The organism is Streptomyces sp. NPDC059668 (assembly GCF_042734135.1).
In the GTDB taxonomy this organism is placed as follows: Bacteria; Actinomycetota; Actinomycetes; order Streptomycetales; family Streptomycetaceae; genus Streptomyces.
On sequence record NZ_JBHWEL010000067.1, the window covers coordinates 1 to 19,635 of the forward strand.

General features: G+C 71.2%; 16 protein-coding genes. 12 read left to right on the forward strand and 4 right to left on the reverse strand.

From position 1 onward, the window contains the following. The first annotated feature begins 341 nt into the window (after window positions 1-341). Window positions 342-2,906: an ATP-binding protein gene (locus ACFV2J_RS33500; RefSeq protein ID WP_385091078.1), complete on the forward strand. Its 2,565-nt coding sequence runs from the start codon at window positions 342-344 to the stop codon at window positions 2,904-2,906. Here the strand turns inward: ACFV2J_RS33500 and ACFV2J_RS33505 are convergent. Together ACFV2J_RS33505 and ACFV2J_RS33510 are read right to left on the reverse strand one after the other, a co-directional pair. Continuing rightward, the gene (locus ACFV2J_RS33505) at window positions 2,889-4,865 is read right to left on the reverse strand and encodes an APC family permease (protein ID WP_385442234.1); all 1,977 of its coding nucleotides are present in this window, start codon (window positions 4,863-4,865) and stop codon (window positions 2,889-2,891) included. The two genes, ACFV2J_RS33500 and ACFV2J_RS33505, sit on opposite strands and share 18 nt — an antisense overlap. A gap of 213 nt (window positions 4,866-5,078) precedes the next feature. Further along, window positions 5,079-5,636, reverse strand: coding sequence for a hypothetical protein (locus tag ACFV2J_RS33510; protein WP_385091075.1), 558 nt, complete (start codon window positions 5,634-5,636; stop codon window positions 5,079-5,081). A 123-nt stretch (window positions 5,637-5,759) separates the two neighbouring features. Here ACFV2J_RS33510 and ACFV2J_RS33515 point away from each other — a divergent pair, with 123 nt between their 5' ends. From ACFV2J_RS33515 to ACFV2J_RS33545, 7 genes are all read left to right on the forward strand, one after another. Beyond that, a complete protein-coding gene (locus ACFV2J_RS33515; RefSeq protein ID WP_385091072.1) occupies window positions 5,760-5,993 on the forward strand; it encodes a hypothetical protein in 234 nt (77 codons plus the stop codon). Then, on the forward strand, window positions 5,990-6,079 hold the full coding sequence (gene kdpF, locus ACFV2J_RS33520; RefSeq protein WP_055544543.1) for a K(+)-transporting ATPase subunit F: 90 nt from the start codon (window positions 5,990-5,992) through the stop codon (window positions 6,077-6,079). Before ACFV2J_RS33515 ends, kdpF begins: the two co-directional genes overlap by 4 nt. Window positions 6,080-6,087: 8 nt before the next feature. Further along, on the forward strand, window positions 6,088-7,752 hold the full coding sequence (gene kdpA, locus ACFV2J_RS33525) for a potassium-transporting ATPase subunit KdpA (protein ID WP_385091068.1): 1,665 nt from the start codon (window positions 6,088-6,090) through the stop codon (window positions 7,750-7,752). After that, window positions 7,749-9,881, forward strand: a complete 2,133-nt coding sequence (kdpB, locus tag ACFV2J_RS33530; protein ID WP_385091065.1) for a potassium-transporting ATPase subunit KdpB — start codon at window positions 7,749-7,751, stop codon at window positions 9,879-9,881. The genes kdpA and kdpB overlap by 4 nt, the downstream gene beginning before the upstream one ends. 5 nt (window positions 9,882-9,886) lie before the next feature. Beyond that, window positions 9,887-10,552 carry a potassium-transporting ATPase subunit C gene (locus ACFV2J_RS33535; protein ID WP_385091062.1) on the forward strand — a complete coding sequence of 222 codons (666 nt, stop codon included), beginning with the start codon at window positions 9,887-9,889 and terminating at the stop codon, window positions 10,550-10,552. Between the two features lie 21 nt (window positions 10,553-10,573). Then, window positions 10,574-11,263, forward strand: a complete 690-nt coding sequence (locus tag ACFV2J_RS33540) for a response regulator (RefSeq protein WP_385442200.1) — start codon at window positions 10,574-10,576, stop codon at window positions 11,261-11,263. Window positions 11,264-11,445: 182 nt separating this feature from the next. After that, a complete protein-coding gene (locus tag ACFV2J_RS33545; RefSeq protein WP_385083609.1) occupies window positions 11,446-13,260 on the forward strand; it encodes an APC family permease in 1,815 nt (604 codons plus the stop codon). Between the two features lie 105 nt (window positions 13,261-13,365). On the opposite strand, the gene ACFV2J_RS33550 is transcribed toward ACFV2J_RS33545, so the two are convergent. Continuing rightward, on the reverse strand, window positions 13,366-14,232 hold the full coding sequence (locus ACFV2J_RS33550) for a hypothetical protein (protein WP_385083608.1): 867 nt from the start codon (window positions 14,230-14,232) through the stop codon (window positions 13,366-13,368). A 374-nt stretch (window positions 14,233-14,606) separates the two neighbouring features. Next, window positions 14,607-15,293: a hypothetical protein gene (locus tag ACFV2J_RS33555; RefSeq protein WP_194280607.1), complete on the reverse strand. Its 687-nt coding sequence runs from the start codon at window positions 15,291-15,293 to the stop codon at window positions 14,607-14,609. A 139-nt stretch (window positions 15,294-15,432) separates the two neighbouring features. Here ACFV2J_RS33555 and hemL point away from each other — a divergent pair, with 139 nt between their 5' ends. From hemL to ACFV2J_RS33575, 4 genes are all read left to right on the forward strand, one after another. Beyond that, window positions 15,433-16,749 carry a glutamate-1-semialdehyde 2,1-aminomutase gene (gene hemL, locus ACFV2J_RS33560; protein WP_385442204.1) on the forward strand — a complete coding sequence of 439 codons (1,317 nt, stop codon included), beginning with the start codon at window positions 15,433-15,435 and terminating at the stop codon, window positions 16,747-16,749. Continuing rightward, the gene (locus tag ACFV2J_RS33565; protein WP_385083606.1) at window positions 16,746-17,453 is read left to right on the forward strand and encodes a histidine phosphatase family protein; all 708 of its coding nucleotides are present in this window, start codon (window positions 16,746-16,748) and stop codon (window positions 17,451-17,453) included. Before hemL ends, ACFV2J_RS33565 begins: the two co-directional genes overlap by 4 nt. 172 nt (window positions 17,454-17,625) lie before the next feature. Next, window positions 17,626-18,945, forward strand: a complete 1,320-nt coding sequence (locus ACFV2J_RS33570) for a hypothetical protein (protein WP_385083605.1) — start codon at window positions 17,626-17,628, stop codon at window positions 18,943-18,945. A 66-nt stretch (window positions 18,946-19,011) separates the two neighbouring features. Continuing rightward, window positions 19,012-19,635 (forward strand): TlpA family protein disulfide reductase, encoded by a 624-nt coding sequence (locus tag ACFV2J_RS33575; protein WP_385083604.1) that lies wholly within the window; start codon window positions 19,012-19,014, stop codon window positions 19,633-19,635.

Below are 19,635 nucleotides of genomic sequence, written 5' to 3' on the forward strand. Positions count from 1 at the left end.
AGAGACAGCCCCCCTGGACCCCCGCTTCGCCCGAAGGGCTCGTCCTCAAGCGCCGGACGGGCTGGAGATGCGGGCCTGCGCTGAATCTCCGCCGTCGCCCGAGGGGGTCGTCCTCGGATGCCGGACGGGCTGGAGATGCGGGCCTGGGCCGAATGCCCGCCGTCGCCCGAAGGGCTCGTCCTCAAACGCCGGACGGGCTGAGGGTGCGGGCCTGCGCCGATCCGCACCGTCGCGGGCCGGGGTGCCCGCCCGTCAAGGTGGTGTCAACTTCCCCGTGAGGGGCGCCAGGGAAGCGTCAAGACCGCTGCGCGGCGGGGCCGCCGGGGCTTGGCTGAGGGGTGATGAACGATGTACGGCCGACGCGTGAGGTGCGGCCCGGACGGCTGAAGGTCTACCTCGGGGCTGCCCCGGGCGTCGGCAAGACCTACCGCATGCTCGACGAGGGCCACCGCCGGGCGGCGCGCGGCGCCGACGTGGTGGTCGGGTTCGCGCGGTGTCACGGACGCCCGCACACCGAGGCGATGCTCGACGGCCTGGAGCTGGTGCCACCGGCCCGTTTCCGCCACCGGGGCGAGGAGTGCGAGGAGATGGACCTCGCCGCGGTCCTCGCGCGCCGCCCGGAGGTCGTGATCGTCGACGAGTTCGCCCACACCAACGTGCCCGGCGGCGGCCGCAACCCGCGGCGCCGGCAGGACATCGACGAACTGCTGGCCGCCGGGATCGACGTCATCACGGCGCTGGACATCCAGCACCTTCAGTCGCTCGGCGACGTCGTCGAGCGGATCACGCGGGTACCGCAGCGCGAGACGGTCCCCGACGAGGCCGTCCGCCGCGCCGACCGGATCGAACTGGTGGACATGGACCCGCGGGACCTGCGGCGCCGGATGGCGCACGGCACCATCTACCCGCCCGAACGGATCGACGCGGCCCTCGCCGACCACTTCCGCCCCGCCAACCTGACCGCGCTGCGCCGGCTCGCCCTGCTGTGGATGGCCGACCGCGTCGACGAGGCGCTGCGGTCGTACCGCCCGGAGCGGGCGGACGGCGGCGGACAGGAGCCCCGCGAGCGGGTCGTGGTCGCGCTCACCGGCGGCCGCGAGGGCGACACCCTCATCCGGCGCGCCGCCCGCATCGCGGGCCTCCCGCGCGCTCTCGACGCCGTCGACCCCGTCGGCGCGGGGGCGATGCCGCGGGTCGCCGGTGAGCTGCTCGCCGTGCACGTGACGCGCAGCGACTCCCTCGCCGCGGGCGCCTCGCACGCCTCCCTCGCCCGGCAGCGCAAGCTCGTCGAGAGCCTCGGCGGCAGCTACCACTCGGTCGTCGGTGACGACGTCGCCACCGCGCTGGTGGAGTTCGCGCGGGCCGAGAACGCCACCCAGCTCGTCCTCGGCACCAGCCGCCGCGGCCGTCTCGAACGCTTCGTCACCGGACGCGGCACCGGGGAGACGGTGGTCGAGCACTCCGCCGACCTCGACGTCCACATGGTCACGCACGAGCGGGCGGGCCGGGGCACCCTGCTGCCGTCGAGGCGCCGTACGCTGCCCACCGCGCGGCTGGTCGCGGGGCCGGTCGCCGGTCTCGTCCTGCCGGTCCTGCTGACCCTTCTCCTCGCCCAGGTGCGCGGCCCCGTCAACCTCACCAGCGAGGCGCTGCTGTTCCTGCTCACCGTGGTGGGGGTGGCCTGCATCGGCGGTGTCGCCTCGGCCGTCATCGCCTCGGTGACGGCGTCGCTGCTGCTCAACTACTGGTTCATCCCGCCGGTCGGCTCGTTCACGCTCGCCGATCCCAACGCCGTGCTCGCCGTGGGCGTCTTCACGGTCGTCGCCGCCACGGTCGCGGCCGTCGTCGACCGGTCGCTGCGGCTGTCCCGGCGTGCCGCCCGCGCCACCGCCGAGGCGGAGACCATGTCGTCGCTCGCGGGCACCATCGTGCGGGGCGGCGAGACGATACCCGCCCTGCTGGAACGTACCCGGGAGACGTTCGGGACGGACTCGGCGGAACTGGTGGACCGGCCGCCCCCGCCGGGCACGGACACCGGGGCGGTCGTGGTCGTGCCCGCGGGGCCGGGCTCCCACCTGGTCCTGCGCGGGCGCACCCTCGCCTCCTCCGAGCGGCGGGTGCTGGCCGCCTTCGCCGCGCACGTCGGGTCCGCCGTCGAGCGGGCCAGGCTCGCGGAGGCCGCCGCCGAGGTGGAGCCGGTCCGGGCCGCCGACCGGATGCGTACGGCGCTGCTGCGGGCCGTCGGTCACGACCTGCGGACCCCGCTCGCCGCCGGCTGGGCCGCCGTCGCCTCGCTGCGCAGCCGTGACGTCGAGTTCTCCGCCGAGGACCGCGACGAACTGCTCGCCACCGCCGACGAGTCGATGGCCAAGCTGAACCGGCTGGTGGAGAACCTGCTCGACCTCAGCCGGCTGCAGGCCGGCGTGCTCTGTCTGAACCTGCGGGCCACCGCCCTGGAGGAGGTGCTCCCGGCGGCGCTCGCGGACGTTCCCGGGGTCGAGGTCCGTGACCTGGAGAGGCTCCCCGCGGTGCTCGCCGACCCGCCGCTGCTGGAACGGGTGATCGCCAACCTGGCCGGCAACGCCGCCCGGCACACCGCCGCGGGGCGCCCGGTGTTGCTGACCGCCAGCGCCCACGCGGGCCGGGTCGAGATACGGATCGTGGACCGCGGTCCCGGTGTCCCGGCCTCCGACCGCGACCGGATCTTCGAGCCCTTCCAGCGGCTGGGCGACACCGACAACTCGACCGGTCTGGGCCTGGGCCTCGCCCTGTCCCGGGGCCTGACCGAGGCGATGAACGGGACCCTCGTCCCGGAGGACACGCCGGGCGGCGGGCTCACGATGGTGCTGTCACTGCCGTGCGCGCAGGACGCCCGGAACGGTGTGCCGTCAGCGGTGGCGTCGTAGCGCGGTGCCGCGCGGCTCGCCCCGGCGCACCGATCCGGGCGCGCGGGCGGCCGGCCGGTCGGCGTGCGCCGCCGAGGTCAGCTGCCACGGGACACTCGTGACCATGACACCCGGCGTGAACAGCAGCCGCTGCTTCAGCCACAGGGCCGACTGGTTGTGGAGGAGGTTCTCCCACCAGCGGCCGACGACGTACTCGGGGACGAAGACGGCGACGATGTCGCGGGGGCTCTCCCGGCGCACCGAGCGGACGTACTCCACGACCGGCCGGGTCACCTCGCGGTAGGGCGAGTCGATGACCTTCAGCGGGACCTCGATGCCGTACTCCTCCCAGTGCCGGCGCAGCGCCGCCGCCTCGTCGCGGTCCACGGAGACCGTCAGCGCCTCCAGACGGTCGGGGTGCAGGGCCCGCGCGTAGGCGAGGGCGCGCAGTGTGGGCTTGTGCAGGGTGGACACCAGGACGATGGCCAGCACCCGGGACGGGAAGGTGAGTTCGGTCTTCGGGTCGGTCACCGCCAGTTCCGCCGCGGTGGTGTCGTAGTGGCGCCGGATTCCGCGCATCATCACCCACAGCACGACGGCCGCGAGGACGGCGAGCCACGCGCCCTGGGTGAACTTGGTGGCCAGCACGATCACCAGGACCAGGCCGGTGACGACCGCGCCGATCGTGTTGATCACCCGGGCGGTGTGATGGTGGCGGCGCCGTGCGGGGTCGCGTTCGGCGCGCAGCGCGCCGTTCCAGTGCCGGACCATGCCGAGCTGGGAGAGCGTGAAGGAGGTGAACACGCCGAGGATGTAGAGGTGGATGAGGCTGGTGACGTTCGCCCTGAAGCCCCACAGCAGGAGGCAGGCGACGATCGCCAGCGCCAGGATGCCGTTGGAGAAGGCCAGCCGGTCGCCGCGGTTGTGCAACTGGTGCGGCAGGAAGCGGTGCTGGGCCAGGATCGAGGCGAGCAGCGGGAAGCCGTTGAAGGCGGTGTTCGCCGCCAGGATCAGGACGAGCGCGGTCACGGTCTGGATGAGGTAGAAGCCGGGGCTGTGCTCGCCGCCGAAGACCGCCGCCGCGATCTGGGCGATGACCGTGCGCTGGGTGTAGGCGGAGCAGGGGCCGGTCAGGCCCGTCAGGCGGCAGGGGTCGCCCGTGATGCGGACCTTGGTGATCAGCGCGAGCGCGGTGACGCCCGCGAACATGACGACCGCGGTGATGCCCATCGCGGCCAGGGTGGCGGCCGCGTTCGCCGACTTGGGCTTGCGGAACGCCGGTACGCCGTTGGAGATGGCCTCCACCCCCGTCAGCGCCGTGCACCCGGAGGAGAAGGCGCGCAGCACCAGCATCAGCAGGGCCAGGCCCGTGAGGTTCGCGTCGGAGGGTGCGGGGGTGATGCCGTACCCGGCGCTCTCGGCGACCGGCGCGTCCCCGAGGGCGCAGCGGACCAGGCCCGTGATCACCATGATGAGCACGCCGCCGACGAAGAGGTAGGTGGGGGCGGCGAAGGCCCGTCCGGACTCGCGCACGCCCCGCAGGTTCGTCGCGGTCAGGGCCGCGACGAAGCCGATGGCGAGCAGGACGCGGTGGGCGGCCAGCTGGGGGAGGGCCGAGATGATGTTGTCCACGCCGGAGGCGACCGAGACGGCCACCGTCATGACGTAGTCGACGAGCAGGGAGGCGGCGACCACGAGGCCGGCGGAGGGGCCGAGGTTGGTCGACACCACCTCGTAGGAGCCGCCGCCGCTCGGGTAGGCGTGCACCACCTGGCGGTACGACAGCACCACGACCGTCATCAGGGCGACGACGGCGACCGCGATCCAGGGGGCGAAGTGCAGATACGCCAGCCCGCCGAGGGTGAGGACGAGCAGGATCTCCTGTGTCGCGTACGCCACCGAGGACAGCGGGTCCGAGGCGAAGACGGGCAGCGCGAGCCGCTTGGGCAGGAGCGTCTCGTGCAGCTCTTCGCTCCGCATGGCCCGGCCGATCACCAGCCGTTTGAGGATCCCCGTCACGTTGAACACGGCCGGAGACTAAGCCGGATGAGCGCCGGGGAGGGGGAGGGCGAACGGCCGGGGGGCCTTTAAGGGACCGTTAGGGTCGCGCGGCGCGCGTGCAGATGGAGCAAGGGCGGCGGGCCGGTCCCAGCCGGCGCTCCGGGAGGGGGCGGCCTCTGTCCGGGGCCCGCGTCACTCCAGGCCAGACATCCGGAAGACGGTCCGCGCCGTCTCGCGGTCGATCCGTTCCGAGACGCGGCGCAGGGCGGTCTCCCCGCAGGTCAGCGAGCCGCGGCGGGCGGAGCGGCGGGCGTCCTCGTCGAGGCGGCGCCACAGCGGGGGATTGGCGACCAGGACGCGCGGGTCGATCTCGGCCCGGGCGCCGAAGGCGTCCCGCAGGACGAGGCGCTGGCCGACCCCGTCCAGGCACCGCACCGACACCAGGTGGTCGGTGCGCACCCGGTGCCCGCGCAGCGGTCCGCGGGTGCTCAGCCAGCCCTCGCCGGCGGCGACCCGGGACGGGTACAGCACCAGGAACAGCAGCGCCGCGAGCCCGGTCCACAGGGCGGCGCGCAGCGGGGTGAGGCTGCCGGCGGCCGCGTCGATGAGCAGCAGGAGGGCGAACAGGGCGCCCGCGCAGCGGAGCGAGCTGCGCAGGTCCCTTTCCCAGAGGCGGTCGTACGCCACCTCGGCCGGTTCCCTGTGCGGTACCGGTGCGGGGGCGTCACGGGTGGGGTCGCGGCGGTCCATGGCACCGACGGTAGAGACCGTGAAAGCCGTGGTCACCCCGCCTTGACGGCCCTCTGACGGGCCGGGGCGTCAGGGTTGCGACAAGGGCCGGGGGCAGGCGGTGACGAGGCGATCATCGCCCCGGTGCCGCCCTCCTGGAGGCCGGCGTATGGGTTGCGTCAAGGCGGTACGGGCCGCCGTAAGGGAGACGTCAACGGCGCTCGATTCCAGCCATCGAGGGGTTTTGCTCTAAGCGTCCGAGTCGTTTTTCCGAACCTCATCCAGGAGCTCACGATGGCCGATCTGGCCTTCGTCGTCACCACGATCGCGGTGTTCGCGCTGGTGGCGCTCGTCGCCAAGGGGGTGACGAAGCTGTGACCGCCGAAAACATCGTCGGCCTGATCGTGGCCGTCGCCCTGCTGGGCTATCTCGTCCTCGCTCTCGTCTTCCCGGAGAGGTTCTGAGTCTCGACATGAGTCCCGTCCTCGCCGGCGTGCTCCAGCTGATCGCCCTCATCGCGGCGCTGGCTCTCGCCTACATCCCGCTTGGCGACTACATGGCCAAGGTCTACTCCTCCGACAAGCACTGGCGTGTCGAGAAGTGGATCTACAAGGGCATCGGCGCCAATCCGAACACGGAGATGCGGTGGCCCGCGTACCTGCGCGGTGTCCTCGCCTTCTCCGCCGTCGGCGTCCTCTTCCTCTACCTGCTCCAGCGGCTCCAGGGCCACCTGCCCGGTTCGCTCGGCTTCGCCGCGATCGACCCGGACCAGGCGTTCAACACGGCCGCGTCGTTCGTCTCGAACACCAACTGGCAGTCGTACTACGGCGAGCAGGCCATGGGCCACGTCGTGCAGACCGCCGGTCTCGCCGTCCAGAACTTCGTCTCCGCGGCCGTCGGCATCGCGGTCGCCGTGGCCCTCGTACGAGGGTTCGCGCGCTCCCGCACCGGTGAGCTGGGCAACTTCTGGTCGGACCTGGTGCGCGGCACCGTGCGCATCCTGATCCCGCTCTCGGTGGTCGGCGCGATCGTCCTGGTGGCGTGCGGGGCGATCCAGAACTTCGCCGGCATCCACGAGGTCGGCCAGTTCATGGGCGGCTCGCAGCAGTGGAACGGCGGGGCGGTCGCCTCGCAGGAGGCCATCAAGGAGCTGGGCACGAACGGCGGCGGTTACTTCAACGCCAACTCCGCGCACCCCTTCGAGAACCCCACCCCGTTCAGCAACATCTTCGAGATCTTCCTGCTGCTGGTCATCCCGTTCGCGCTGACCCGCACGTTCGGCCGGATGGTCGGCTCGCTCAAGCAGGGCTACGCGATCCTCGCCACCATGGCCACCATCTGGGTCGGTTTCGTCGCCCTGATGATGTGGACCGAGTTCGCCCACCACGGCCCGGCGTTCCAGATCGCCGGCGGGGCGATGGAGGGCAAGGAGCAGCGCTTCGGCGTCGGCGCGTCCTCGATCTTCGCGGTGTCCACGACCCTGACCTCGACCGGTGCGGTGGACTCCTTCCACTCGTCGTTCACCGGTCTCGGCGGCGGCATCACGATCCTGGGCATGCAGCTCGGCGAGATCGCGCCCGGCGGTACCGGGTCCGGCCTTTACGGCATTCTGATCATGGCGGTCATCGCGGTGTTCATCGCCGGTCTGATGGTCGGCCGCACCCCCGAGTACCTGGGCAAGAAGATCGGCACCCGCGAGATGAAGTTCGCGGCCTGCTACATCCTCATCACCCCGGCGCTGGTGCTCGTCTTCACCGCCGCGGCGATGGCGCTGCCCACTCCCGGCAACTCGATGACCAACAGCGGGGCGCACGGATTCTCCGAGATCCTGTACGCCTACTCCTCGGGTGCCAACAACAACGGTTCGGCCTTCGCGGGGCTGAACGCGGACACGCAGTGGTTCAACAGCACGATCGGTCTCGCGATGCTGCTGGGCCGGTTCCTGCCGATGGTGTTCGTCCTCGCGCTGGCGGGCTCGCTCGCCGAGCAGAAGCCGGTCCCCGTCACCGCGGGCACCCTGCGCACCGAGAAGCCGCTCTTCACCGGTCTGCTGGTGGGCGCGATCCTGATCATCACCGGTCTGACCTACTTCCCGGCCCTCGCGCTGGGCCCGCTGGCCGAGGGGCTGGCGTCATGACCACCGACGTAACGAACCAAGAGGACGAGATGTCCACAGCCACTCCGACCCGGGCGCCGCACAGCGATGTGCCGACCGGCCACAAGTCCGACGAAGGGCGTGTCGGCGCGGGTCTGTTCGACCCGCAGCAGCTGCTGAGGTCGCTGCCGGACGCCTTCCGCAAGCTCGACCCGCGGGTGATGGTCAAGTCGCCCGTCATGTTCGTGGTGCTGGTCGGCTCGGTCCTGACGACGGTCTTCTCCTTCAAGGACCCGGGCGACTGGTTCGGCTGGGCGATCAGCGCCTGGCTGTGGCTGACCGTGATCTTCGCCAACCTGGCGGAGGCGGTGGCCGAGGGCCGCGGCAAGGCCCAGGCGGACACCCTCAGGAAGGCGAAGACGGACACCGTCGCGCGCCGTCTGACCGGCTCCGCCGAGGAGCAGGTGCCCGGCACCGAACTGCGCGTCGGTGACCTGGTGGTCTGCGAGGCGGGCGACATCATCCCCGGCGACGGTGACGTCGTCGAGGGCGTCGCGTCCGTCGACGAGTCGGCCATCACGGGTGAGTCGGCCCCGGTCATCCGCGAGTCCGGCGGCGACCGCTCGGCCGTCACCGGCGGGACGAAGGTCCTCTCCGACCGGATCGTCGTCAAGATCACGACGAAGCCCGGCGAGACCTTCATCGACCGGATGATCGCGCTGGTCGAGGGCGCGTCCCGGCAGAAGACCCCGAACGAGATCGCGCTGAACATCCTTCTCGCGTCCCTCACGATCGTCTTCCTGCTGGCCTGCGCCACGCTGCCGCCGTTCGCCGACTACGCGGGCACGCACCTCACCATGGTCGTGCTGGTGGCCCTCCTCGTCTGTCTGATCCCGACCACGATCGGCGCCCTGCTCTCCGCGATCGGCATCGCGGGCATGGACCGGCTGGTGCAGCGCAACGTGCTGGCCATGTCCGGCCGCGCGGTCGAGGCGGCGGGCGACGTGTCGACCCTCCTCCTGGACAAGACCGGCACCATCACCCTCGGCAACCGCCAGGCCGCCGAGTTCGTACCGGTCACCGGCACCACCGAGGCCGAGGTCGCGGACGCCGCCCAGCTCTCCTCGCTGGCCGACGAGACACCCGAGGGCCGCTCCATCGTCGTCCTGGCGAAGGAGAAGTACGGTCTGCGCGAGCGTCACCAGGGCGAACTCGCGGGCGCCGAGTGGATCGCCTTCACCGCCCAGACCCGTATGTCGGGTGTGGACGTCGACGGGCGCAGGATCCGCAAGGGCGCGGCCGGTTCGGTCGTGGCCTGGGTCACGGAGCGGGGCGGCGAGGTGTCCGCGGACGCCTCCACCCTCTCCGACCGCATCTCCCAGGCGGGCGGTACCCCGCTGCTGGTGGCCGTCGAGGACACCGAGGGCGCGCGCGTCCTCGGGGTGATCCACCTCAAGGACGTCGTCAAGGAGGGCATGCGCGAGCGGTTCGACGAACTGCGGCGCATGGGCATCAGGACCGTCATGATCACGGGTGACAACCCGCTGACGGCCAAGGCGATCGCGGACGAGGCCGGCGTCGACGACTTCCTCGCGGAGGCCACTCCCGAGGACAAGATGGCGCTCATCAAGCGCGAGCAGGCCGGCGGCAAGCTGGTCGCGATGACCGGTGACGGCACCAACGACGCGCCGGCGCTGGCCCAGGCGGACGTCGGCGTGGCGATGAACACGGGTACGTCGGCCGCCAAGGAGGCCGGCAACATGGTCGACCTCGACTCGAACCCGACCAAGCTCATCGAGATCGTCGAGATCGGCAAGCAGCTGCTGATCACCCGGGGCGCGCTGACGACGTTCTCCATCGCCAACGACGTCGCGAAGTACTTCGCGATCATCCCGGCACTGTTCGCGGCGGTCTACCCGGGCCTGGACAAGCTGAACGTCATGCACCTGTCCTCGCCCGACTCCGCGATCCTGTCGGCGGTCATCTTCAACGCGCTGATCATCATCGCGCTGGTGCCGCTGGCCCTGCGGGGTGTGCGGTACCGGCCGATGAGCGCCGACCGGATGCTGCGGCGCAACCTCGGGATCTACGGCATCGGCGGCCTCATCGCCCCGTTCGTCGGCATCAAGATCATTGACCTGCTCATCTCCCTCATCCCCGGAATCGGCTGATCGCCATGAACAACTCGGTTACGAACACGGCCCGGTTGCTCTGGGCCGGCCTGCGGGCCCTGCTGGTCCTCACCGTCGTCTGCGGGGTGATCTACCCGCTCGCCGTCACCGGCGTCGGCCAGGCCCTGTTCCACGACAAGGCCAACGGCTCGGAGATCAGCGCCGGCGGGAAGGTCGTCGGCTCCTCGCTGATCGGCCAGTCCTACAACCTGCCGCTGAAGAAGGGCCAGGAGACCCCGGAGCCCGACCTGAAGTGGTTCCAGGGCCGCCCCGCCAACGGTCTGGGGACGAACTCGGTCAACACGCAGTACAAGCTGATCCTGTCCGGCGCCACCAACCGGTCGGGCGACAACAAGGACCTGATCGACTGGGTGACCGCCGCCAAGAAGGCCGTCGTCAAGGACAACTCGGTCAACGGCTACACGGTCAAGCCCTCCGACGTGCCCGCCGACGCGGTGACGTCCTCCGGCTCCGGCCTGGACCCGGACATCTCCCCCCAGTACGCCGACATCCAGGTGCACCGGATCGCGGAGAAGAACGGACTGTCCGTCGCCCAGGTGCGCAAGCTGGTCGACGAGCACACCGACAGCCGCACCCTCGGCTTCATCGGCGAACCCCGCGTCAACGTCCTCGAACTCAACATCGGGCTCAAGGCACTGACCGGGAAATGACCGGGAGCCAGTGACTCAGCGATGACCCGGGTGCTGGTCGTGGAAGACGACCCCCAGCTCGTACGAGCGCTCGTGATCAACCTGCAGGTCCGCCAGTACGGAGTGGACGCGGCGCCCGACGGCACCACGGCCCTCCGGCTGGCGGCCGCACGGCAGCCCGATGCCGTCGTGCTCGACCTCGGGCTGCCCGACATGGACGGCGTGGACGTCATCAGGGCACTGCGCGGCTGGACCCGCGTACCGATCCTGGTGCTGTCCGCGCGCCGGGCCTCCGGCGAGAAGGTCGCCGCGCTCGACGCGGGCGCCGACGACTACATCACCAAGCCGTTCAGCATGGACGAACTCCTGGCCCGGCTGCGCGCCGCCGTCCGCCGCACGGAGACCCCGGCACTCCTGCCCGGCGCCGACGTGGTCACCACCGCCGAATTCACCGTCGACCTGGTGGCCAAGAAGGCGAGACGCGCGGGCCGGGACGTACGCCTCACCCCCACGGAGTGGCACCTGCTGGAGATCCTGGTCAGCAACCCCGGCCGCCTGGTCCCGCAGCGCCGGCTGCTCCAGGAGGTGTGGGGCGCCTCCCGGAGCACCAAGACCAACTACCTGCGGGTCTACATGGCCCAGCTCCGGCGCAAGCTCGAAGCCGACCCGTCCCATCCCCGGCACTTCATCACGGAGCCGGGCATGGGGTACCGCTTCGAGGCCGGCGACTGAGACCGCCGTGGCTCACGGACGGGAGGGGAGCCCGTGAGCCACGGCGGCCCGGTGGGGGCCGCAGGGCGCGTCGGGCGCGGGCCGCCTGGCGCGTCCTTGGCGGCTCGCGGCCAGGTGGACCCGCCACACTGACTCCGGACAGGACGAAACAGTCGAAACCACCCTGTATCGCGAGGTCCTCGATGGCGTACGGACTGGCCCGCCGCGAACTGCGGCCGAGAGTTCCCCTGCGGCACGGGGAGGGTGACAAGTACCGCCTGACCAGCATCGAGGGACTCGCCGCGCTGTCCCTGGACGCGCTCAGCTCGGTGGCGTACGGACCCGAGGCGATCGTGCTCGTGCTGGTCGCCGCCGGGACGGGCGCGCTGACCGCCACGCTGCCGGTGACCCTGGTCATCGCCGCGCTGCTGGCGGTGCTCGTCGTGTCGTACGGGCAGGTGATCGCCGTCCACCCCGACGGGGGCGGCGCGTACGCGGTGGCGAAGAAGGACCTCGGACCGACCGTCAGCCTGCTCGCGGCGGCCAGCCTCGTCGTCGACTACGTCCTCACCGTGACCGTCAGTCTGGCGGCGGGCGCCGCGAGCCTCGCCTCCGCCTTCCCCTCCCTCGGCTCGCACCTGCTCGCGATCTGCCTGATCGGTCTCGCCCTCCTCACGGCCGTGAACCTGCGGGGCGTGGCCGAGAGCGCCCGGGTGCTGATGCTGCCCACCGCGCTGTTCGTCGTGAGCATCCTCGGCATCGTCGTGCTCGGACTGCTGCGCGGCCACCCCGTCGCCGTCGTGGGCACCGCGCACCCCGTCCACGCCACCGAGGCACTGGGCGTCCTGCTGCTCCTCAAGGCGTTCTCCTCCGGCTGCTCCGCGCTCACCGGGGTCGAGGCCATCGCCAACGGAGTGCCCTCCTTCCGCGATCCGCGCGTCAAGCGCGCCCAGCGCACCGAACTGATGCTCGGCGCGCTGCTCGGCCTGATGCTCATCGGCATGGCCCTGCTGATCCGCCGCGACCAGGTGGCCCCGCGCGGCGGCGTGACCGTACTGGCGCAGCTCACGGCGGGCGCGTACGGCACGGGATGGCCCTACTACGCCACGAACCTCATCGTCACCCTGGCGCTCGCCTTCGCGGCCAACACCAGCTTCGGCGGACTGCCCGTCCTGATGAGCCTGCTCGCCAGGGACCACCGGCTGCCGCACTTCTTCGGGCTACGCGCCGAGCGCCCGGTGTACCGCTGGGGCGTGGTCGCCCTCGCGCTGCTCGCGGCGGTGCTGCTGATCGCCGTGGACGCCGACACCCACCGCATGATCCCGCTCTTCGCGATCGGGGTGTTCATCGGATTCAGCGTCAGCCAGATCGGGCTGGTGCGGCACTGGGCGGGGGAGCGGCCGCGCGGCTGGCTGCGGCGCGCGACGCTCAACGGGATCGGAGCCGTGCTGACCGTCGTGGCGGGGATCGTCCTGCTGGCCACCAAGTTCCTGGAGGGCGCCTGGGTCGTGGTCGTCACCATCCCGCTGCTGATGCTGCTGTTCTCCCGCATCCAGCGCTACTACACGGAGGCCGGCCGGGAACTCGGGCTCGGCGAGACCCCGCCACCGCTGGACGTCGCCGACTCGCTGGTCATCGTCCCGGTCAGCCAGGTCAGCCGCCTCACCCGGCACGGGCTTCAGGCCGCCCTCGCCCTCGGCCACGAGGTCGTCGCGGTCGCCGTGTACTCCGATCCTGCCAAGTCCTCTGCACTCAGGGAGAGTTGGGACCGCTGGAACCCAGGTGTACGGCTCGACGTCATCGACAGCCCGCAGCGCTCGCTGGTGGAACCCATCGTCGAGTACGTCCGGCGGGCGGCGGAGGGAGGCCGGCAGATCGCCGTCCTCATCCCCGAGGTCGAACCGCTCCACCGCCGCTACCAGATCCTCCAGAACCAGCGCGGCCTGCTGCTCGCCACGGTCCTGCGGGCCCGCACGGACGTGGTCGTCTGCGTGGTGCCGTACCGGCTGAGCGTGTGAGAGCGGGGGCTTCGTGACGCCCGCACACCCGGCGTGCGGGCCGCGGTCCCCGGCCGTCCGGCTCCGGCGGGTGCCGTCCCGTGTTCGTCCGGGCCCCCCGGCGCATCAGGCCGCCTGCCCGCCCCGGCAGTCCCGGCAGGCGGCGGGCCCCGGGGCACGGAAGGCGCGTTCGCAGCCGTCGCAGGTCTGCCAGGGGTGTACGGCGGGGGCGGTGGGTCCGGCGGACGGTGGGGCCGGGGGCAGCGGGGGGAGCGGGACCTCGCGGAGGCGGTGGGCGAGGACGCGGGCCGGACGGGCCCGGAAGTGCGCGGGGAGCCCGGCGGTGAGCTGACCGGTGATCTCCTCGGGGCCGAGCCCCAGCGCGAGCCACCGGGCGACGGCCGGGGCCAGTTCGCGGACCTCCCGGCGGGACAGGATCAGCCTGCGGTCGACGTTCCGGAGGGTGGTGAGGACGAGGACACTCCGGGGGTCGGCGTCCGCGTCGGCGCGGTCGGCGGCGTCCTCCGGCCGGAACGGGGGAGCGGGCGGCAGGCGCGTGGGCTCGGGTGGGGTGGCGGTCCCGGGCGCGGAGGGCGTGGTGGAACGCCGCGGCAGGGGTGACAGCGGCGTGGTTCGGGCGGGGGCGCGCGGTACGTCGTGGAAGAAGGTCCGGGTGCGGACCTGGCCGTCGGGACCGCGCTCGCGGCGCCTTTCCAGGTAACCGGCGGCCTCCAACTCCCGCAGCGCGCGTGAGATCAGGATCTCGCCCTCGCTGAAGTGGGCGCACAGCGCGGTGATGCTGACGGGGGTGCCGTCCGGCAGGGAGGCGATGTAGGCCGCGACCCCGATGGTGACCGCGCTGCCGCGCCGCTGCGCGAGGGCGTTGGCGAGCACGGTGAACTCGGCGGTGAGACGGGTGCGGACGTGGATCACGCCGGCGGTCGGAGCTCCGGCGGCGGGGCGCACGGGCGCGTTAGACTGCGGTTCAGCCATTGGGAAGGTGCTTGCTTCCTGAACGGTCAGGCCCTCGATCAGGATTGCAGTCCTGGCCGGGGGCCGTCGTCTGTGTGGGGTTGTCGCCGGGAACGTAACCGTCCATGACCACTCACCGCAACCGGGTCACTCCTGAGGGTGAACGGGCGGGAGGAGGTGGGGGGTTGGTTCTTTCCACCCGGTTCTTGGGGGAGGGCCGTGGACGACCGGGCCCCCGTGGGCGAGGGTTCGGCGGAGCCGGGCCGGGGACCGGAACCGGCGCCCGGCCGGCCGGGGACCCGCCGGCCGGGTGGCGGCAGCAGTGAGGGCGGGACCCGGAGGTCCCGCCCGTCCGTCACTCCGGAAGTGCCGCCCGTGTCACCCGGGAACGGGACTCAGGGCCACACCAGGCAGTACGGCTGATGCCCCGCCTCGTGCAGACGATGGCTGAAATCCTGCCATTCATGGAGAAGCTGGTACACGTTGAACGCGTCCCGGGGCCCGCCCCGGTCCGGCACCGTCGACCAGATGAACGCCGCCGCGCCCACCGCCTCCTCGCCGATGCCGCGGAGGGGGTCGACGACGGTCATGGGGAGCTTCACGACGGCGTAGTCGGGGTGGAGGACGACGAGTTCCAGCGGGGGCACCTTGTGCAGCGGGACGCCCTCGATACCGGTGAGGACCATAGCGGCCATCGTCTCCGGCTTGATCTTGGTGAACATGCCGTTCATGCCGAGCTCGTCACCACCGAGTTCCTCGGGGCGCATGGAGATCGGCACCCGGGCCGCGGTCGCGCCGTCCGGTGCGCCGAAGTATTTGTACGTCACCCCCACCCGGCCACCATTCCCGCTTCCTGCCCTGAGCCGGTCTGCCCCGCGGTCCGTGTAGTCCATACCGTCCATACGGGCCGACGAGTCGATCCGCTCAGGATCGCCCTGTGATCCTTGTGACCCTTGCGATCCCGGCGTGCCCTGTGCCTGCCGTGCCTCGGCTTCCTCTGCCTCGCGCCGGTGCTTCCCCCGCCGGGCACGCCGAGGACCGAGGTCATCGGTCCCCTCGCCCAGTCCGCCACCGCGATGCATATCTCCACCCGACTGCTTTTCTAAGGCGCGCGACCCCCGCCACGCAACCCGATCATCGTGACAGTGACCTCCCCCACGGCCGCACGCCGAAACGTACGCCGAAACACCTGTCCGGAGGATCTTCGCAGCCTCTGACACCATGGTCCGTGTGAGCTATCCGTACGAAGCCCCAGTTTCGCAGACTCTTTTCGACCGTGCGGCTGCCGTCACGCCGGGCGGCGTGAACTCTCCGGTGCGCGCCTTCCGCGCCGTGGGCGGTACGCCCCGCTTCATGGTGTCCGGAAACGGTCCATACCTGACCGATGCCGACGGGAGGGAATACGTCGACCTCGTTTGTTCCTGGGGGCCGATGATCCTCGGTCACTCCCGGCCCGAGGTCGTCGCCGCCGTGCAGGAGGCCGTCGCCCGCGGTACGTCCTTCGGTACGCCGGGCGAGGGCGAGGTCGCGCTCGCGGAGGAGATCGTCGCCCGCGTCGAGCCGGTCGAGCAGGTCCGGCTCGTCTCCAGCGGGACCGAGGCGACGATGTCCGCCATCCGCCTCGCGCGCGGGTTCACCGGGCGGCCCAAGGTCATCAAGTTCGCCGGGTGTTACCACGGTCACGTGGACGCCCTGCTCGCCGCGGCCGGCAGCGGCCTCGCGACCTTCGCCCTGCCCGACACCCCCGGCGTCACCGGCGCCCAGGCCGGCGACACCATCGTCCTCCCCTACAACGACCTCGAAGCCGTGAACGCCGCCTTCCACGCGCACCCGGGCGAGATCGCCTGTGTGATCACCGAGGCCTCTCCCGGCAACATGGGTGTCGTGCCGCCGCGCCCCGGCTTCAACCAGGGCCTCAAGGACGCCTGCGCGAAGAACGGCGCCCTGTTCATCTCCGACGAGGTCATGACCGGCTTCCGTACCAGCAGGTCCGGCTGGTACGGCATCGACGGGGTCAAGCCCGACCTGATGACCTTCGGCAAGGTCATGGGCGGCGGCTTCCCGGCCGCGGCCTTCGGCGGCCGTAAGGACGTCATGGGGCACCTGGCCCCCGCCGGGCCCGTCTACCAGGCCGGCACGCTCTCGGGGAACCCCGTCGCGACCGCCGCCGGACTCGCGCAGCTGCGGCTGCTCGACGACGCCGCGTACGAGACGGTCGACGCCGTCTCCGCGCAGATCCGCGCGCTCGTCACGGAGGCGCTCAGCAAGGAGGGCGTGTCGCACCGATTGCAGAACGCCTCCAACATGTTCTCGGTCTTCTTCACCGGACGTGAGGTGCGCGACTACGAGGACGCGAAGGCGCAGGAGTCCTTCCGGTTCACCGCGTTCTTCCACGCGATGCTGGCGCAGGGCGTCTACCTGCCGCCGTCGTCCTTCGAGTCGTGGTTCGTGTCCACGGCCCACGACGAGCGGGCCATCCAGCGGATCGCCGACGCCCTTCCGGCGGCGGCACGGGCAGCGGCGGAGGCCACGGCATGAGCGGGAGCGGGAGCATGGGCGAGAGCCGGGAGCAGGACATCACGGTCGTCCACGTCATGCGGCACGGCGAGGTCGCCAACCCGGACGGGGTGCTCTACGGGCGGCTGCCCGGGTACCACCTCTCCGAGCTCGGGCGGCAGATGGCCGACCGGGTCGCCGAGCACCTGGCGTCGCGTGACGTCACGCAGGTGATCGCCTCGCCGCTGGAGCGGGCGCAGGAGACCGCGACGCCCATCGCCAAGGCGCACGGGCTCGACCTCGGCACCGACGGGCGGCTGATCGAGGCCGAGAACGTCTTCCAGGGCAAGACCTTCGGGGTGGGCGACGGCGCCCTGCGCAGGCCCGAGAACTGGAAGTACCTCGTCAACCCGTTCAAGCCGTCCTGGGGCGAGCCGTACGTGGAGCAGGTCGTCCGGATGATGGGGGCGCTGGACGCCGCCAAGGACGCGGCCCGCGGTCACGAAGCGGTGCTGGTCAGCCACCAGTTGCCGATCTGGATCGTGCGTTCCTACGTCGAGCGGCGGCGGTTGTGGCACGACCCGCGCAAGCGGCAGTGCACCCTCGCCTCCCTCACGAGCTTCACCTACCGCGGCGACAAGATCGTCTCCGTCGGCTACAGCGAGCCCGCCCGGGATCTCGTCCCGGCCCATCTCCTCGCGGGCGCCAAGCCGGTGAAGGGGAAGAGCAAAGCGTTCGGCGCTTAGTCGGCGATCCCGCCATGTGAATTTCCGGTGACTGTGAAGTGTGCCACTCGGATCGATCTTCGTAAAATATGATCAATATGCGCTAGTTGGCGGAACCTATCTGCACTTCGTGCCCTCTCATTATGTGTCTGCTGAGAAACAGCTGAGAGGGCGCGAAGGAGATGGGGACCGCATGCGGGACATCAGCCGCAGGGGAATGATCGGCCTCGGGGCGGGCGCCGCGGCGGCGCTCGGACTCGCGGCGTGCGGCACCGCGGAACACGACGCTTCGAGCGGCAAGAACGGTTCACGGCCCGGCAAGTCCGGTCAGCCGTCCCGGTCCGGCACCCCCAAGCCCACCGCGCGCCCGATAGGCGACGGCTCCACCTCCTTCACCGGCAAGCAGCCGAAGCAGCCCAAGGCCCCCGTGCCCCTGGAGGCCGGCGAGACCCCTCCGCAGTTCGTGATCTTCTCCTGGGACGGCGCGGGGGAGGTCGGGACCGGGCTCTTCTCGCGGTTCCTGCGGCTCGCCGAGGAGCACGACGCGCACATGACCTTCTTCCTCTCCGGGCTCTATCTGCTGCCCGAGTCGAAGAAGCGCCTCTACCTGCCGCCGAACAACCCCCGCGGCGCCTCGGACATCGGGTACCTCACCGACGAGCACGTCAAGGCGACCCTCGGCGGCGTCCGGCAGGCCTGGCTCGACGGCCACGAGATCGGCACGCACTTCAACGGCCACTTCTGCTCCGGCCACGGCACCGTCGCCAACTGGACGCCGACCCAGTGGCGCAGCGAGATAGACCAGGCCAAGTCCTTCGTCAAGGAGTGGCGGACCAACACGGGCTGGAGCGATCTGCCCTCGCTGCCGTTCGACTACGACAAGGAACTCATAGGCGGCCGGACCCCGTGTCTGCTCGGGCAGAACAACCTGCTGCCCACCGCCAAGGAACTCGGCTGGCGCTACGACGCCTCCTCGCCCGGCGGACGCCAGCGCTGGCCGCAGAAGAACCAGGGCGTGTGGGATCTCCCGCTCCAGGCCGTCCCGTTCCCGGGCCACAGCTTCGAAGTCCTCTCCATGGACTACAACATGCTCGCCAACCAGTCGGTCAACTCGACGAAGGCGCCGTCGTACAACTACCCGGGCTGGCGCAAGCAGGCGGCCGAGGCCTACATCGCCGGATTCCGGCGGGCGTACGAGTCGAACCGGGCGCCCTTCTTCATCGGCAACCACTTCGAGGAGTGGAACGGCGGCATCTACATGGACGCCGTCGAGCAGGCCTTCAAGTACATCGCGCGGGAGAAGGAGAAGGGCGAGGACGTACGGCTCGTCTCCTTCCGGCAGTTCGTGGACTGGCTGGACGTACAGCCGCCGGAGATCGTGGCCAAGCTGCAGACCCTGGACGTGGGCCAGCGCCCGGACGGCGGCTGGAAGACGTTTCTGGGCGACACCGGCAAGGGGGCCGGCGGCGCCACCGCCACGGCCTCGGCCGGCGCGTCGGGGAGCGCCACCTGAAATGGTGTTTTCCGCCCGCGAGGGGGGTGCGGAAGATCCCCGAAACGGGCATGCGAAACTTTTCACATGAGTGCCGCCTGTCGCGCCGAACCACGCTCGAACCGCACCCGTAGCCGTGCCGCCCTGGTCACCGCCGGGGCCGCCGTGGCCCTGCTCGTCCTGTCCGCGTGCGGATCCGGGGGGACCTCCGGGGGATCGGGCAGGACCAACTTCGTCGCGGGCAAGGACGGCATCTCCACCGTCGCGAAGGGGTCACGGGTCGACGCCCCCGACCTCTCCGGCGCGACCGTCGACGGCAGGAAGCTCGACGTCGCGGACTACAAGGGCAAGGTCGTCGTCCTGAACATGTGGGGTTCCTGGTGCCCGCCGTGCCGGGCCGAGGCACCGAACTTCGTCAAGGTCGCCAAGGACACCGAGGCGAAGGGCGTGCAGTTCGTCGGCATCAACACCCGTGACCCCGAGACCTCGCTCGCCCGCGCGTTCGAGAAGCAGTACGGGGTCCCGTACCCCAGCCTGTACGACCCGACGGCCAAGCTGATGCTCCGCTTCAAGAAGGGCACGCTCAACCCGCAGACCATTCCCTCCACGCTCGTCATCGACCGGGACGGGAAGGTCGCGGCCCGGACGCTGCAGGCGCTCAGCGAGGACAAGCTGCGCGAGATGCTCGACCCGATCATCGCGGAGAAGTGA